Here is a 15,518-nt window from a genome sequence, read left to right on the forward strand (position 1 = left end):
CCCCCGTCGGCGGCCCGTGCGTTTGCGCACGGGCCGCCGTTACGGTTTCCTTGACAGTGGCTGACGTCCGTCGGCCAGGTCGGCGCTGCCGATCGACACCGTGAAGACCCCGATCGGGTCGCCGGTCCCAGAAGTTCGGAGTCCTCGTGTTCAGAGCGGTCGCGCGCATCATGCGCACCCCAGATCTTCGCAAGAAGATCGGCTTCACCCTCGCGATCATCGCGCTGTTCCGTCTCGGGTCGTACATCCCCGCGCCGTTCGTCGACTACGCCGCCGTGCAGAGCTGCCTGGCGAGCGCCGGCTCCTCGGGTGGGCTCTACGACCTCATCAACCTCTTCTCCGGCGGCGCGCTGCTGAAGCTGTCGGTCTTCGCGCTCGGCATCATGCCGTACATCACGTCGTCGATCATCGTGCAGCTCCTGCGCGTGGTGATCCCGCACTTCGACGCCCTCTACAAGGAGGGCCAGTCCGGCCAGGCGAAGCTGACGCAGTACACGCGCTACCTCACCATCGCGCTCGGTGTCCTGCAGTCGACCACCCTCATCACGGTCGCGCGCTCGGGTGCCCTCTTCGGCACGAACGCGTCGGCGTCCTGCTCGTCGATCATCTCGAACGACAGCTGGTACGCGATCATGCTCATGGTCGTCACGCTGACCGCCGGTACCGGCCTGATCATGTGGATGGGCGAGCTCGTCACCGAGCGCGGCATCGGCAACGGCATGTCGCTGCTCATCTTCACGTCCATCGCCGCGCAGTTCCCGTCGGCCCTGTGGGCGATCGAGCAGTCGCAGTCCTTCGAGCTCTTCCTGTTCGTCATCCTCGTCGGTCTGGTCATCATGATGGCCGTCGTCTTCGTCGAGCAGTCGCAGCGACGCATCCCGGTGCAGTACGCCAAGCGCATGGTCGGGCGCCGCACCTACGGCGGCAACAACACCTACATCCCGATCAAGGTGAACATGGCCGGCGTCGTGCCCGTCATCTTCGCCTCGTCGCTGCTGTACCTGCCGGCCCTGGTCGCGCAGTTCAACCAGCCCTCGGACGGCTCGGAGCCGGCCGCCTGGGTGACCTGGATCCAGAACAACCTGACCTCGGGTGACAACTGGTTCTACATGGTCCTGTACTTCCTGCTCATCGTCGGGTTCACGTACTTCTACGTCGCGATCACCTTCAACCCCGAAGAGGTCGCCGACAACATGAAGAAGTACGGCGGCTTCATCCCGGGCATCCGGGCCGGCCGTCCGACGGCCGAGTACCTCGACTTCGTCCTGACCCGGGTGACGTTGCCCGGCTCGCTCTACCTCGGTCTCATCGCGCTCATCCCGCTGGCAGCACTGGCGCTGTTCGGCGCGAACCAGAACTTCCCGTTCGGCGGCGCGAGCATCCTCATCATCGTGGGTGTCGGTCTCGAGACCGTGAAGCAGATCGACTCGCAGCTGCAGCAACGTCACTACGAAGGGCTTCTCCGTTGAGCGCACGCCTCATCATCGTCGGACCTCCCGGAGCCGGGAAGGGCACCCAGGCCGGTCGCATCGCCGAGGGCTTCGGCGTCCCCGCGATCTCCACGGGTGACATCTTCCGCAAGAACGTCTCCGAGGGCACGCCGTTGGGCGTGCAGGCCAAGGCGATCATGGACGCGGGGAACTACGTCCCCGACGAACTGACGAACGAGCTCGTCAAGTCGCGCCTCGCCGAGCCGGACGCCGAGCAGGGCTTCCTGCTCGACGGCTACCCCCGCACGGTGGGCCAGGTCGAGTACCTCGACGCGCTGCTCGCGGAGCAGGGCACCGGGATCGACGCCGTCGTGCAGCTCGTCGCCGACCAGGACGCGCTCGTCGCGCGGCTGCTGAAGCGCGCCGAGGACCAGGGGCGCAGCGACGACAACGAGGAAACCATCCGACGTCGCCAGGAGGTCTACACGGAGCAGACCGCGCCGATCGTCGCGGCGTACGCCGAGCGCGGTCTCGTGGTCGACGTGGACGGCCTCGGCGGCATCGACGAGGTCGGGGACCGCATCCAGGCGGCGCTCAGCTCGCGCGGCCTCACCGCGGGCGTCTGACACCCCTCGTGCGTCGTCGCAAGCCCTCGATCTACAAGTCGCCGGAGGAGCTCCGCGCGATGGTCCGTCCCGGACTGCTCACCGAGGCCGCGCTCGTCGCGGTCCGTGCTGCGATCCGCCCGGGCGTCACCACGGGCGAGCTCGACGCGATCGCCGAGCGGACGATCCGCGAGGGCGGTGGCGTCCCGAACTTCCAGCTCGTCCCGGGCTACCGGCACACCCTGTGCGTCTCCGTGAACGACGAGATCGTCCACGGGATCCCCGGCGACCGCGTGCTCGAGCCGGGCGACATCGTCTCGGTCGACGCCGGTGCAGAGGTCGACGGGTGGAACGGTGACAGCGCCTTCACGACGGTGCTCCCCGGCGGCGACGCTCCCGTGACTGCGGCGCGCCAGACGCTCTGCGACACCACGGAGCGCTCGCTCTGGCACGGCATCGCGGCGCTCGCACACGCGCGGAACCTCAACGAGGTGGGCGCGGTGATCGAGGACGCCATCGACGAGACGGGCGCCTGGGGCATCGTCGAGGACTTCACGGGGCACGGGATCGGCCGGTCCATGCACGAGGACCCGCCGGTCTTCAACTACCGGGTCCGCGGTGCCGGTCCGGCGGTCCGGCCCGGCTTGGTCGTGGCGATCGAACCGATGGTGACGGCCGGGACGATCGACAGCTCCACGGACGACGACGACTGGACGATCAGGACCCTCGACGGTTCCGACGCGGCGCACTGGGAGCACTCGGTGGCCGTGCACGCCGAGGGCATCTGGGTGCTCACCGCATCGGACGGCGGCGCTTCCGGCCTCGTGCCGCTCGGCGTCACGCCCGTCCCCGTCCCGTAGGGCGACCGGACGCGTCCGGTCCGTGACCGGTGACCGCGCGGTCGGCCGGGAGGCGCGGTGCGACTCCGCGCACCGGCCCGGTCACCGACGACGGCCGGGCCGACGCCGGGACCGCTCCGCGCGCGTCCGCGCCGGTCCCCGGCGGGCTGAGTTCCCGACGGGTTCAGTCCCCGACGCGCTCAGTTGCCGACGGTGCAGGTCTGCTCGGACGCCGACTGGCCGGAGATGCTCGAGGGCAGTGGGGTCGCCGTCGGCGTCCCGGCATCGGTCGCCCCACCCGTGGGCGTCCCGGTCGCAGCTCCGCTCGCCGCATCGTCCCCCGCGGCCGGCGCGTCGGACGGCGGTGCGTCGCTCCCCGGGGTGCCCGCCGCGGTCGGGGACTCCTCCGACGCCCGGCCGGTGGACGAGTCGCTCAGCGAGGTCTTGCGGTCCTGCTGCAGCACGACGTTGAGGTCGTGCGCCGCCGCCTCGTCGACGAGCACGTGCGCGGTGTCGGAGGGGTCGTCGACGACCGGGTACTGCACGAACAGCATGTCCGAGGTGCTCATGCCCCGCAGGGTCGAGGCGAGTCCGACGAGGGTGCGGGTCTGCGCCAGGCCGTCGGAGAGCGTCATGTTCGACAGCGCCGCACCGGCCAGCTTGTAGAGGGTCACCGGGTTCGACAGGGTGCCGTCCGAGGTGACCTTCCGGAGCAGGGCGGACAGGAAGACCTGCTGGGAGCTGATGCGCGCGAGGTCGCTGCCGTCACCGACGCCGTGCCGGCTGCGCAGGAACGCGAGCGCGTCCTGGCCGGCGAGGGTGTGCTGACCGGCCGAGAGCTGCAGGCCGGTGTACGAGTCGTCGATGGGCTTCGCGACGCAGACGTCGACGCCGCCCACGGCGTTCGACATCTCGATCACCCCGTCGAAGGTGATGAGTCCGGCGTAGGGGATCGTCAGCCCGGTCAGGTTCTCGACCGTGTCCACGGCGCAGGAGATCCCGCCGTGCCCGAGGGACTCGTTGATGAGCTCGCTGTCCACGGCCGGGTACGAGGTGCCCGTCTCGGGGTTCGTGCACGCCGGGATCGGGACCTTGAGGTCGCGGGGGAAGCTGACGGCCGTGAGCTGCTGGTGGTCCTGCGAGATGTGGACGAGGATCGTGACGTCGTTCCGGGCGCCCTCGACGTTCTCGTCCGAGTCGAACTGCCCGACGCGGGTGTCGCTGCCGAGGAGCAGGATGTTCGCGCCGCCCTGCATCGCCGTGATGTCGGCGGTCTTCGCGGTGTTCTGGTCGTCGGTGCTGAGCTCGACCGTGTGCGGTGCCGCGGCGAGCTGTGCGCCGGCGATCGCCGCGACGCTCGTGCCGCTGACCAGGACGACGGCGACCGTGGCCGCGACGAACCCCAGCAGCGTGCCCCATCCGCGACGGCGCGGCAGTCGACCGTGACGGGCGAGGGGGCGGCGGGGCGCGTCAGGCACGTGGTCTCCGATCGGTTCTCCGGCGCGGGCGTCGGGGGGTCAGCGACGGCCAGGCTACGGCGACGGGCCCGTTCCGGACCTCGGAAGCGGCCGCTGATCCACTGTGGACCGTTCAGCTCCGGACGGCGAGCCCCAGACGGAGGGTCGCGGCCCGACCGGCACTTGGCAATCTGCGCCTGATCGCATAGGGTTGATCTTTGGTGTGTCATGCCCTTCGGCGTGGCGCCCGACCCGCAGACCGGCTCGGGGATCACACCGGTAATCCAACCAAGCGACAGTGAGGCTATGGCCAAGAAAGACGGCGTCATCGAGATCGAAGGCTCGGTGCTCGAAGCTCTGCCCAACGCGATGTTCCGCGTTGAGCTGACCAACGGACACAAGGTCCTCGCGCACATCTCCGGGAAGATGCGCCAGCACTACATCCGCATCCTCCCCGAGGACCGCGTGATCGTGGAGCTGAGCCCGTACGACCTGACCCGCGGCCGGATCGTCTACCGCTACAAGTGATCCGCGAGCTGGAAAGGAACGGCTCGGCGAACCCGCCGGGCACGAAGCCAGCGAGCAACAGGAAGCAATCATGAAGGTCAACCCCAGCGTCAAGCCCATCTGCGAGCACTGCCGTGTCATCCGCCGCAAGGGCCGCGTCATGGTGATCTGCAAGAGCAACCCGCGCCACAAGCAGCGCCAGGGCTGAGCTCCCAGCAGGACCCACAACTCAACACTGAACACGCAGTACCAGAACTCCGCCACTGACCTCGGTCGTCGGCGGGGGGACACCTCGGGGCGGAGGCCCGGGCACCGGTACTGCGCCACACCTCCACCGAAAACAGGAGCAGCCAGAACATGGCACGTCTAGCAGGCGTCGACATCCCGCGCGAGAAGCGCGTGGAGATCGCACTCACGTACATCTACGGCGTCGGCCGTACCCGCGCGGTCCAGGCACTCGCCGAGACCGGTATCTCCGGTGACATCCGCGTCAAGGACCTGACCGACGACCAGCTCGTCGCCCTCCGTGACTTCATCGAGGGCAACTTCAAGGTGGAGGGTGACCTCCGCCGCGAGGTCGCCGCCGACATCCGCCGCAAGGTCGAGATCGGTAGCTACGAGGGTCTCCGCCACCGTCGTGGTCTCCCGGTGCGTGGTCAGCGCACCAAGACCAACGCGCGTACCCGCAAGGGACCGAAGCGCACCGTGGCAGGCAAGAAGAAGGCCCGATAGGAGATCATCATGGCTACCCCCAAGACTGCCGCGCGCAAGCCGCGTCGCAAGGAGAAGAAGAACGTCGCCGTGGGCCAGGCCCACATCAAGAGCACGTTCAACAACACCATCGTCAGCATCACCGACCCGTCGGGTGCCGTCCTCAGCTGGGCGTCCTCGGGTGCCGTGGGCTTCAAGGGTTCGCGCAAGTCGACGCCGTTCGCGGCGCAGCTCGCCGCCGAGTCCGCTGCGCGTCAGGCGCAGGAGCACGGCGTCAAGAAGGTCGACGTCTTCGTCAAGGGCCCGGGCTCGGGTCGCGAGACCGCGATCCGCTCGCTCCAGGCCGCTGGCCTCGAGGTCGGCTCGATCAACGACGTCACCCCGCAGGCGCACAACGGCTGCCGCCCGCCGAAGCGTCGCCGCGTCTGACGCGAGGAGCAACCGGCCGTTCCCCGCTCGTCCCCTGACCGGGGCGAGCGGGGCCGGCCATTCCTGGTCGTTCGATCGCGTACGTCGGGCCCTCCCGGCCCCGCGCTGCGCGTGATCACAACTCAACAGACCCGTCGGGGCCCGGTCGGCCCCGTCGTACCGCCGAGTGTCATATAGCGGACACTCCGCCGAAAGGAATCCCACAGTGCTCATTGCACAGCGCCCCACCCTGACCGAGGAGTCGATCTCCGAGCACCGCTCGCGCTTCGTCATCGAGCCGCTCGAGCCGGGCTTCGGTTACACCCTCGGCAACTCGCTGCGCCGCACGCTCCTCTCCTCGATCCCCGGCGCGGCTGTCACCAGCATCCGCATCGACGGCGTCCTCCACGAGTTCAGCACCGTCCCCGGTGTCAAGGAAGACGTCACCGAGATCATCCTCAACATCAAGAGCCTCGTCGTCTCCAGCGAGCACGACGAGCCGATCACCGCGTACCTGCGCAAGCAGGGTGCCGGTCAGGTCACCGCGGCGGACATCTCCGCCCCGGCCGGCGTCGAGATCCACAACCCGGACCTCGTCATCGCGACCCTGAACGACACCGCGCGCTTCGAGCTGGAGCTGACGATCGAGCGTGGCCGCGGCTACGTCTCGGCGACCCAGAACCGCTCGGAGTTCAGCGAGGCCGGGCAGATCCCGATCGACTCGATCTACTCGCCGGTCCTCAAGGTCACCTACCGCGTCGAGGCGACGCGTGCCGGTGAGCGCACGGACTTCGACCGCCTGGTCGTCGACGTCGAGTCGAAGCCGGCGATCACGCCGCGCGACGCCATCGCGTCGGCCGGTCGCACGCTGGTCGAGCTGTTCGGTCTCGCCCGCGAGCTGAACACGGCGGCCGAGGGCATCGAGATCGGCCCCGCGCCGGTCGACGCGGTGCTCTCGAACGAGCTGCAGACCCCGATCGAGGACCTCGACCTGTCGGTGCGCAGCTACAACTGCCTCAAGCGGGAGGGCATCAACACGGTGTCCGAGCTCGTCGCCCTGTCGGAGACGCAGCTCATGAACATCCGCAACTTCGGTCAGAAGTCGGTGGACGAGGTCAAGGACAAGCTCACCGAGCTCGGCCTGTCCCTCAAGGACACCGTCCCCGGATTCGACGGCGCCCACTTCTACAGCGGGTACGACGAGGACGAGTCCAACAACTGACCTCGCGCTCACGCGCACGCGCACCGATGAGTCGGTGCGCACCACCATCACCACTGGAGAACTGACATGCCGAAGCCCACCAAGGGCCCCCGCCTCGGTGGCGGCCCCGCCCACGAGCGCCTGCTCCTGAGCAACCTCGCCAACGCCCTCTTCACGCACGGTCGCATCACGACCACCGAGACGAAGGCCAAGCGCCTGCGTCCCGTCGCCGAGCGTCTCATCACGTTCGCGAAGCGTGGCGACCTGCACGCGCGTCGTCGTGTGATCGCCCAGCTGCGCGACAAGTCCGTCGTGCACACGCTGTTCACGGAGATCGCCCCGCAGGTCGAGGACCGTCAGGGCGGCTACACCCGCATCACGAAGCTCGGCTTCCGCAAGGGTGACAACGCGCCGCTCGCCTCGATCGAGCTCGTCCTCGAGCCGGTGTCGAGCACGCCGGCCCCGGTCAAGCGCGACGCGGCCCCGGCTGCTGCCGCTCCGGCCGAGGAGACCCCGGTCGAGGAGACCCCGGTCGAGTCCACGGAGACGACCGAGGAGTCCGCTCCCGTCGAGGCCGAGACCGAGACCCCGGCTGCCGCCGAGGTCGAGGCCGACGCCGAGGCGAAGTCGGACGACGCCAAGTAGGTCCAGCACCACCACACGGAACCCCCCGCGACCCACGTCGCGGGGGGTTCCGTCGTCCCCGCGGACGGCGTGGCGACGGACGGGAGGCGCGGGGCGGGGCCGCCACGGGCCTCCCGTCCGGAGCGCACCCGCGTCCGCTCCCAGCGTCGCCGCCGTACGGTGATCGCGACATGGCGAGAGCGGAACGGATCACCGGCGCAGGGCGCCGTCTGTGGCGGTGGAGTCGGGACTCCGGCACCCAGCCGCGGTTGTTGCTGGCCGGCAAGGCCGCGCTGGCCGCCACGATCGCGTGGACCCTGGCGAAGTACGCGCCGGGCGTCGCCGCGGAGTACCCGTACTACGCACCGCTCGGTGCGATCGTCGCGATGCGCACGACCGTCTTCGCGGGGATCCGGGCCGGCGTCCAGACGCTGGTCGGCATCACGCTCGGCATCCTGATCGCCGGGTTCACGATGCTCATCGGCGATCCCGGGGTCATCGCGGTCGCGCTCGTCGTCGGCCTCGGGGTGCTCGTCTCGGGCTTCCGGATCCTGGGCGAGGGGTACTCGTGGGTGCCGATGGCGGCGCTCTTCGTGCTCCTCATCGGCGGCGGCAACGCGGAGGGCTACTCGTTCGCGTACGTCGTGCAGATGGCGATCGGCATCGGCATCGGGCTCGCGGTGAACTTCGCCGTGGTCCCCCCGCTGCACTTCTGGGACGCCGAGCGCCGCATCGACCAGGTGAACGCCGTGCTCGCGCAGCAGCTCGACGACCTGGCGGACGTGCTCGACGAGGGCGAGCCGGACACCGGTGCCTGGGACCGTCAGCAGGAGCGGCTGGACAAGGCGATCGCCGAGGTCCGGGACCGCGTCTCGACGGCGCAGGAGGCGCGCCGGATGAACCCCCGGAGCGTGCTGCGGGGGCCGCGTGCGCGCCTGCAGACCGACGGCGCGCGCTTCCGGGCGCTCGAGCGCGTCGCCTGGTACACGACCGACCTCACCGAGCTGGTCGCCCGTTCGGGTCCGGTCGCGGAGAACATCGGGCGGCCGGACCCGGCGTTCGCAGGACCCTTCGCGGCCGCGCTCCGGAAGGTCGCCTGCGTGGTTCGCGGTGACTGCGAGGAGGACGGGGCGGACGAGTCGATCGCCGACCTCGAGCGCGCCATCGACGCCAGTGACGCGGACCCGTCGCAGGTGACGGTGACCTCCAGCGCGATCGTCGCGCTGCGCGGGGTGCTCGAGTCCGAGAAGCGGGCGACCGCCGACGTCGACACCGAGACCGGGCCCTCGGGACGACAGCGCTAGCGAGCGCCCCCGGTCAGCCGCGCGAGGCCGTCGCCCAGCGCTCGACGGCCTCGGCGGTGTCCGGGGCCACCGCGCGCATCAGGACGAAGTGCTCCCACGTGCCACCGTCCGACACGACGTCGAGGGTGCACGCGGTGTCGTCGCACGTCCGCCAGGCGCCGGCGCCGTCCTCGAGGCCGTCGAGGTCGATCCGCCCGTCCCGGTCGATCGTGCCCGCGGCCAGGCGCTGCTCCACCGCCCAGCCACCGTTCGGAAGGCGGTCGTACTGCGCCTGCTGCTGGTCGTACCGCGGATCGGACTCGACGGGCGCCACGAAGCCGCACGACGCTCCCGCCAGACGGTCGAGCGCGTGCTCGACCGTCGTCGGAGCGACGTCGGTGCCCTCGAGTGCCCAGCGGAGCGTCGTGTCCGTGACCGCGTCCACGTTGTCGGCGACGCAGGGCGGCAGACTGCCGTCGACGTGCTCGTCGACGCGGGCGGTGGTGACGGGGCTCGTGCGCACGGCGTCGCCGACCTGCTCGACGAGAGCGCGGAAGGGGGCGTCGAGTGCCGCCTCGGTCGTGTCCGGGTCGTCCTGGACGCGCTGCGCCAGGACCTGCACCCAGGCGTCACCGACGAGCACGTGGGAGACGCAGTACACGACCGCGGCGTCGCTCGCGCTGCAGCTCGGACCGCCGTCCAGGACGCCGGTCAACCCGGACGCGGCGAGGTCCTGGTACTCCGCCGTGGCGTCGGGCAGCACCGTGACGCGCACGCCCTCGTAGCGGGGGTCGTCGATCGTCCCGAGCACGGTGCCGTCGAGCGGTGCGACGCCGGTGGTCGACGTGCAGGAGGAGCCACCGGCGACCACGGGTGCCCAGTCGGCGGCCGCGACGTGCACGACGTCGGCGAGGGCGACCGCACGCGCGCCGGGGACGACGGCGTCGACTGCTGCTGCGGGCAACAGCGCCGCGCAGTCCGGTGTGCCGTCGCCGGCGGGGGCCGTCCCGAAGTCCACGGCCACCTCCGCGGACGGGCTGCTGCTCGGCGCGGACGACGCGGGCGGGCCGGAGGCGCTCGGTGTCGCGCCCTCGGTCGACGGAGACGAGCAGGCGGTGACCGCGAGGAGCACGGCGACCGACGTGGCGAGGACGGCCGCGCAGCGGGTACGAGGGGATCCCATGTCCGTGACGCTAACCCTCGCGTGTCACGGACCGGTGACGACCGCGTGCTCGCCGGTCACGATCAGGTGACGGCGTCCTCGCACGGCCGGAACTAGGATCGGGTCGTGCCCGTCGCGTCCCGTGTCGCCGTCCTCGGACCGGTGACGGTGGCGGGCCCGGACGGCGCCGCGGTCGCCGTTCCCGGTGCACTCGCGCGGTCGTTCCTGACCGCGCTGGTGCTCGCACCCGGCCGTGCACTCGGCACCGAGGCACTGATCGACGAGCTCTGGGGTGCGGACCGGCCGCGGGGTGCCCGGGCGGCCCTGCAGACCCTGGTCTCCCGGCTGCGCCGGACGACGGCGGACGGTCTCGTCGTGTCGACCAGCACGGGGTACGCGCTCGGTGGCGACCCGGCGGACGTCGACCTCGTCGCCGCGGAGCGAGCCGTGCACGCACCCGACACCGCAGCGGTGCGGGCAGCGCTCGGCCGGTGGCGGGGCGCACCGGGTGCGGACGTCGACGGGGACCTGGGCTCGGCGCTCGCCGACCGCGCGGCCGCGGTCGAGCACGCCCTGCGTCGGCGGCTCGCCGTCCTGCTGCTCGAGGACGGCGACGCCGCCGCCGCTGCGACCACCTGGCTCGCCGAGGTCGACGCGGCGCCCTTCGACGACACGGCGGTCGGCGGAGCGATGCGCGCCCTCGACGTCGACGGGCGGACCCCGGAGGCACTCGCGGTGTTCGCCGCGCACCGCGGACGGCTGGCGGACGGACTCGGGGCCGACCCGTCCGCGGAGCTCGTGCGGCTGAACGCCGAGCTCCTGCGCCGGTCGGCGTCCGCGACCGACCACCCGGTCCGGCGGACCGGGCTCCGGGTAGCGCCGAACGAGCTCGTCGGGCGGCAGGACGACGTCGCGACGGTGTCCCGGTCGCTCGACGAGCACCGCCTGGTCACGGTGCTCGGTCCGGGCGGACTCGGCAAGACGCGCCTGGCGCAGGCCGTCGCCGCCGCGCTGCCCCCGACCACGGGCGTCGTCGTCTGCGAGCTCGCACCGATCGACGACGGCGAGGACCTGCTGCCTGCCCTCGGCGCACTGCTCGGGATCGCCGAGGTCCGGACGGCGCGCATGCTGCAGGACGCGGTCGTCACCGACCTGTGGGGCCGGGTGGTGCGTGCCCTCGACGACGGACCGACGGTGCTCGTGCTCGACAACTGCGAGCACCTGCTGCAGGCCGTGGCCCGCTGCACGGCCGACCTGCTCGCCGCCGTGCCCGGCCTGCGGGTGCTCACGACGTCCCGGGCACCGCTCGCCATCGCGGGCGAGGTCGTCGCACCCCTCGGACCGCTGCCGGTCGAGGCCGACGGTGCGGCGGTCCGGCTGTTCACCGAACGCGCCCGTGCCGCTCGGCCCGGTGCGGTGCTGCCCGTGGACGCGGTGCGCAGGATCTGCACCCGGCTCGACGGGTCGCCGCTCGCCATCGAGCTCGCCGCCGCCCGCATCCGGGGGATGTCGGTCGACGAGGTCGAACGTCGGCTCGACGACCGCTTCGCCCTGCTGCGCGGTGGTGACCGGAGCGCTCCCGAACGGCACCGCACCCTGCTCGCCGTCATCGAGTGGAGCTGGCGGCTCCTCGACGAGGGCGCCCAGGACCTGCTGACCCGCCTCGCACTGTTCCCCGACGGTGTCGCGGTCGAGGCCGTCGAGTCGGTGGCGGAGCCCGGACGGCGGTGGGACGCGCTCGACGACCTCGCCGACCTGGTGGAACAGTCCCTCGTGCAGCTCGTCGAGGTCGAGGGGGAGCCGGTCCGCTACCGACTGCTCGAGACCGTGCGCGAGTTCGGCGCCGCACGCCTGGCGGCGCGGGGCACCACCGAGGCCGTGCGGGCCGCCATGACCGCGTGGGGCCGGGAGCTGTCGGCAGCGCGCAACCTGTTCGCACTGCGGGGTCCGGCGCAGCTCGTCGCGTTCACCGAGGTCCGCCGCGAGGCCGACACGCTCGTCACCCTGCTGCGCTGGGCGATCCGCGCCGACGACGTGCCGACGGTGGCGCACGTCTTCGCGGCGCTCGGCGGGTACTGGACGCTCCGCGGGCTGCACCGCGAGGTCGCCGCGACCGCACCCGACGTCGTCGCGGCGCTGCGGTCGCGCGTGCCGGCGCCGGCCGACCGCACCGCGACGGTGATCGGCCTCGTGATGTGCGGTGCGACCGCGGTGTTCACCGACCTCCGCACCACCGCCCGGGCGATCAGCGGACTCCGGGAGCTGCACCGCTCCGGGCGTGCCGAGGACCCGGTCGTCGACGCGCTCGCCGGGCTCCTGCTCGCCCTGCCGCGACCCGAGCAGGGCTCCGCCGAGCTGGCACGGCTGCGTGCCCACCGGGAGCCCGCGGTCGCCCTGCTCGGCCACCTGCTCAGCGCGCCGCTGGCCGAGAACGACGGCGACCCGGCCGGGGCGCTGCGGTACATCCGGCGTGCGGAGGAGCTGGCACGGACGACCGGAGAGGCCTGGACCACGGGCACCGTCGCGGTCACGCTGACCCAGCTGCTCGCGCAGTCCGGGCGGTACCGGGAGTCCCTCGCCGCCGCCGTCACCGCCCGGGAGGACCTCGAGCTGTTCGGGGCGGAGGACGACCTGTACGAGATCGGGTGGACCGTCGGTCTCGCCTCGGCCGCGACCGGCGACGTCGACCGTGCACGTGCCGTCGCAGCAGACCTGCGGCACCGGCCCGACGGCGGCCGCGGCGGGTTCGACGACCGCGGGCTGATCGCCGTGCTCGCGGTCGCGATCACCGCCGAGTGCGCGCGGTACGAGGGCGACCTCGCCGGGGCCGCGGCGGCGTACGCCGCGGCCTGGGACGTCGTGCAGCCCGGTCGCGGACCCGCCGCGCACTGGGCGCTGACGGCGGGGGCGGCACGCATCGCGGCGGTGGACGAGGCGGGCGCGGGCCGGACCGACGGCGCGGCCCCGGGCCTCCCGGCAGCCGAACTGGCGGTCGCCCGCCGGATCCGTGTCGGCACCCTCGTGCAGCTGCGGCTCCGCCAGGCCCGCCGGGACGTGCCCGTCATCGGGACGGCACTCGCCGGGCTCGCGATCGCCTACGCGCGCACCGGACGTCCGGACACGGCTGCCGCGTGCTGGGGCACGCTCACGCGGATCGGCTCGCGGCAGGACTTCGCGGTGCTCGCGCACGCCCGGCTGCGACCGCTGCTCGCCGAGGCCGTGGGGGAGCCGGCGCTCGCCGACGCCGAGACGGCCGCGGCTGGCAGGGACCGGACCGAGGCCGTCTCGTGGGTGCGGCGCGTGCTCGAGGACGCTCGCCTGCCCGGCTGACCGGCGTCCGGTCCGTCCGCTCCCGGACGGTCGCCCGGACCGTCAGGCCTTCCGCATGTACGCGCGGACCGTCAGCGGGGCGAACACCGCGACGACCACGGCCGCGCCGAGCAGGCTCAGCCAGAGGTCGCCGCCGACCACGCCGTGGTTCACCAGGTCGCGCACCGCGGTGATGAGGTGCGAGACCGGGTTGACCTCGGTGAACCAGCGCAGCCAGGCGGGCAGCGTGTCGGTCGGGACGAAGGCGTTCGACAGGAACGTCAGCGGGAACAGCACGAGGTTCGCGATGCCGGAGACGCTCGACGCGGTCCGGGCGATGACCCCGAAGTACGCGAAGACCCAGCTGATCGCCCACGCCACCACGATGACGAGCAGCGCCGCGAGGAGCACGGCGCCGAGTCCGCCGGCGGGGCGCAGCCCCATGACGATGCCCACCACGAACGTGATCGTCGTCGCGATGGCGTAGCGGACGGTGTCGGCGAGCAGGGCCCCGGCGAGCGGGGCGATCCGGGCGATCGGGAGCGACCGGAACCGGTCGAACACGCCCTTGTCCATGTCCTCGCGGAGCTGCACGCCGGTGACGACCGAGGACGTGATCGCCGTCTGCACGAGGATGCCGGGGATGATCACGGGCAGGTAGCTGCCGACGTCGCCGGAGATCGCGCCGCCGAAGATGTACGTGAACATCACCGTGAAGACGATCGGCATGAGCGTGACGTCGAACAGCTGCTCGGGGGTCCGGCGGATCTTCACGAGTCCGCGGTACGCCATCGTGAACGACTGGCGGACGGTGGGGGCCAGGCCGGTGCCGCCGATCCCGGGTCGGGGTGTCACGCGGGGCGACGACGTGGTGGTGGGGGTCGGGGCGAGGGTGGTCATGCGGGGCTCCCTTCGAGCGCGCGCTCGGACTCGGTGTCGGTGTCGGTGTCGGCGTCCGCAGACGTCGGCGAGCCGGTGATGGTGAGGAAGACCTCGTCGAGGGTCGGCTTCTGCACGCTCATCTCGGCGAGGGAGACGCCCGCGTCGCGGAACGACACGAGCAGGTCGGTGACCCGGTCGGGCGCCGTCATCGGGGCGGTGAGCCGCGCGCCCTCCGGGCTGACGACCGCCGGGGTGCCCAGCACGCGCTCGACGAGCGACGCCGCGGTCGCGAGGGCGTCCGCATCCGCGTCCGCCAGGCGGAGCTGCAGCGAGGCCGTGCCGACCGAGGACTTCAGCTCGTCCGCGGTGCCCTCGGCCACGACACGTCCGTGGTCGATGACGGCGATGCGGTCGGCGAGCTGGTCGGCCTCGTCGAGGTACTGCGTCGTGAGCAGGACGGTCGACCCGGTCGCGACGAGCTCGCGGATCGTGTCCCACATCTGCGCCCGGGTGCGCGGGTCGAGGCCGGTCGTCGGCTCGTCGAGGAAGATGAGCGGCGGCTGCGCGATGAGGCTCGCCGCCAGGTCGAGCCGGCGGCGCATGCCCCCGGAGAACTTCTTGAGCGGACGCGACGCCGCCTCGGACAGCCCGAAGCGCTCGAGCAGCTCGACCGCCTTGCGCTTCGCGTCGCCGCGGGAGAGGCCGAGCAGCCGCGCGAAGATGACGAGGTTCTCGGTGGCGCTGAGGGTCTCGTCGACGCTCGCGTACTGCCCCGTCACCCCGATCAGGGAGCGGACCGTCTGCGGCTCGCGGCGGACGTCGTGCCCGAAGACGCGGGCCTCGCCGCCGTCCGGCCGCAGCAGGGTCGCGAGCATCGAGATGGTGGTCGTCTTGCCGGCGCCGTTCGGGCCGAGCACGCCGTAGACCGTGCCGGCCTCGACGCGGAGGTCGACCCCGTCCACGGCACGGTTGCTGCCGAACGTCTTGACGAGGCCGGTCGCCTCGACGGCGAGTGGTGTGGTGGTCATCGCACAGGTCCTTTCGTCGATGTCGGGACGATCGTGCCGCCGGCCGCTCACGCGGCACTGACGTGGCGCTGA

Annotated in this window: 15 protein-coding genes; 11 read left to right on the forward strand and 4 right to left on the reverse strand. The window is 72.0% G+C overall.

Annotated elements, in window-relative coordinates; translation table 11 throughout:
• Positions 1-146 precede the first annotated feature (146 nt).
• Genes secY through map form a run of 3 tightly spaced genes read left to right on the forward strand, consistent with a single transcriptional unit; the run spans position 147 to position 2,895 of the window.
• On the forward strand, positions 147-1,469 hold the full coding sequence (secY, locus tag ACIP6W_RS06780) for a preprotein translocase subunit SecY (RefSeq protein WP_066657008.1): 1,323 nt from the start codon (positions 147-149) through the stop codon (positions 1,467-1,469).
• The gene (locus ACIP6W_RS06785; protein ID WP_400339967.1) at positions 1,466-2,056 is read left to right on the forward strand and encodes an adenylate kinase; all 591 of its coding nucleotides are present in this window, start codon (positions 1,466-1,468) and stop codon (positions 2,054-2,056) included. Before secY ends, ACIP6W_RS06785 begins: the two co-directional genes overlap by 4 nt.
• A gap of 59 nt (positions 2,057-2,115) precedes the next feature.
• Entirely contained in the window at positions 2,116-2,895 is a 780-nt protein-coding gene (gene map, locus ACIP6W_RS06790) for a type I methionyl aminopeptidase (RefSeq protein WP_400340378.1), read from the forward strand.
• A 179-nt stretch (positions 2,896-3,074) separates the two neighbouring features.
• On the opposite strand, the gene ACIP6W_RS06795 is transcribed toward map, so the two are convergent.
• Positions 3,075-4,352: an LCP family protein gene (locus tag ACIP6W_RS06795; protein WP_400428775.1), complete on the reverse strand. Its 1,278-nt coding sequence runs from the start codon at positions 4,350-4,352 to the stop codon at positions 3,075-3,077.
• A 285-nt stretch (positions 4,353-4,637) separates the two neighbouring features.
• Between ACIP6W_RS06795 and infA the strand changes: the two genes are divergently transcribed.
• From infA to ACIP6W_RS06830, 7 genes are all read left to right on the forward strand, one after another.
• Positions 4,638-4,859: a translation initiation factor IF-1 gene (gene infA / locus ACIP6W_RS06800; protein WP_017885509.1), complete on the forward strand. Its 222-nt coding sequence runs from the start codon at positions 4,638-4,640 to the stop codon at positions 4,857-4,859.
• A gap of 70 nt (positions 4,860-4,929) precedes the next feature.
• Positions 4,930-5,046, forward strand: coding sequence for a 50S ribosomal protein L36 (gene rpmJ, locus ACIP6W_RS06805; RefSeq protein ID WP_022903266.1), 117 nt, complete (start codon positions 4,930-4,932; stop codon positions 5,044-5,046).
• A gap of 149 nt (positions 5,047-5,195) precedes the next feature.
• A complete protein-coding gene (gene rpsM, locus ACIP6W_RS06810; protein WP_058728274.1) occupies positions 5,196-5,570 on the forward strand; it encodes a 30S ribosomal protein S13 in 375 nt (124 codons plus the stop codon).
• 9 nt (positions 5,571-5,579) lie between these two features.
• The gene (gene rpsK, locus ACIP6W_RS06815; RefSeq protein WP_017885507.1) at positions 5,580-5,978 is read left to right on the forward strand and encodes a 30S ribosomal protein S11; all 399 of its coding nucleotides are present in this window, start codon (positions 5,580-5,582) and stop codon (positions 5,976-5,978) included.
• 205 nt (positions 5,979-6,183) lie between these two features.
• Positions 6,184-7,179: a DNA-directed RNA polymerase subunit alpha gene (locus ACIP6W_RS06820; protein WP_066656999.1), complete on the forward strand. Its 996-nt coding sequence runs from the start codon at positions 6,184-6,186 to the stop codon at positions 7,177-7,179.
• A 66-nt stretch (positions 7,180-7,245) separates the two neighbouring features.
• Positions 7,246-7,803, forward strand: coding sequence for a 50S ribosomal protein L17 (gene rplQ / locus ACIP6W_RS06825; RefSeq protein WP_251160639.1), 558 nt, complete (start codon positions 7,246-7,248; stop codon positions 7,801-7,803).
• Between the two features lie 170 nt (positions 7,804-7,973).
• Positions 7,974-9,086: an aromatic acid exporter family protein gene (locus tag ACIP6W_RS06830; protein WP_209684907.1), complete on the forward strand. Its 1,113-nt coding sequence runs from the start codon at positions 7,974-7,976 to the stop codon at positions 9,084-9,086.
• 13 nt (positions 9,087-9,099) lie between these two features.
• Here the strand turns inward: ACIP6W_RS06830 and ACIP6W_RS06835 are convergent, their stop codons facing one another.
• Positions 9,100-10,248: a hypothetical protein gene (locus ACIP6W_RS06835; RefSeq protein ID WP_400339949.1), complete on the reverse strand. Its 1,149-nt coding sequence runs from the start codon at positions 10,246-10,248 to the stop codon at positions 9,100-9,102.
• 105 nt (positions 10,249-10,353) lie between these two features.
• Between ACIP6W_RS06835 and ACIP6W_RS06840 the strand changes: the two genes are divergently transcribed.
• Positions 10,354-13,557: a BTAD domain-containing putative transcriptional regulator gene (locus ACIP6W_RS06840; RefSeq protein WP_400428778.1), complete on the forward strand. Its 3,204-nt coding sequence runs from the start codon at positions 10,354-10,356 to the stop codon at positions 13,555-13,557.
• A 42-nt stretch (positions 13,558-13,599) separates the two neighbouring features.
• Here the strand turns inward: ACIP6W_RS06840 and ACIP6W_RS06845 are convergent, their stop codons facing one another.
• Complete coding sequence (locus ACIP6W_RS06845; protein ID WP_400428780.1) at positions 13,600-14,436, reverse strand: ABC transporter permease; 837 nt, start codon at positions 14,434-14,436, stop codon at positions 13,600-13,602.
• A complete protein-coding gene (locus tag ACIP6W_RS06850; RefSeq protein ID WP_400428782.1) occupies positions 14,433-15,446 on the reverse strand; it encodes an ATP-binding cassette domain-containing protein in 1,014 nt (337 codons plus the stop codon). Before ACIP6W_RS06850 ends, ACIP6W_RS06845 begins: the two co-directional genes overlap by 4 nt.
• Positions 15,447-15,518: the final 72 nt, after the last annotated feature.

The sequence above is a fragment of the Curtobacterium sp. NPDC088465 genome (assembly GCF_044753165.1).
Taxonomy (GTDB): domain Bacteria; phylum Actinomycetota; class Actinomycetes; order Actinomycetales; family Microbacteriaceae; genus Curtobacterium.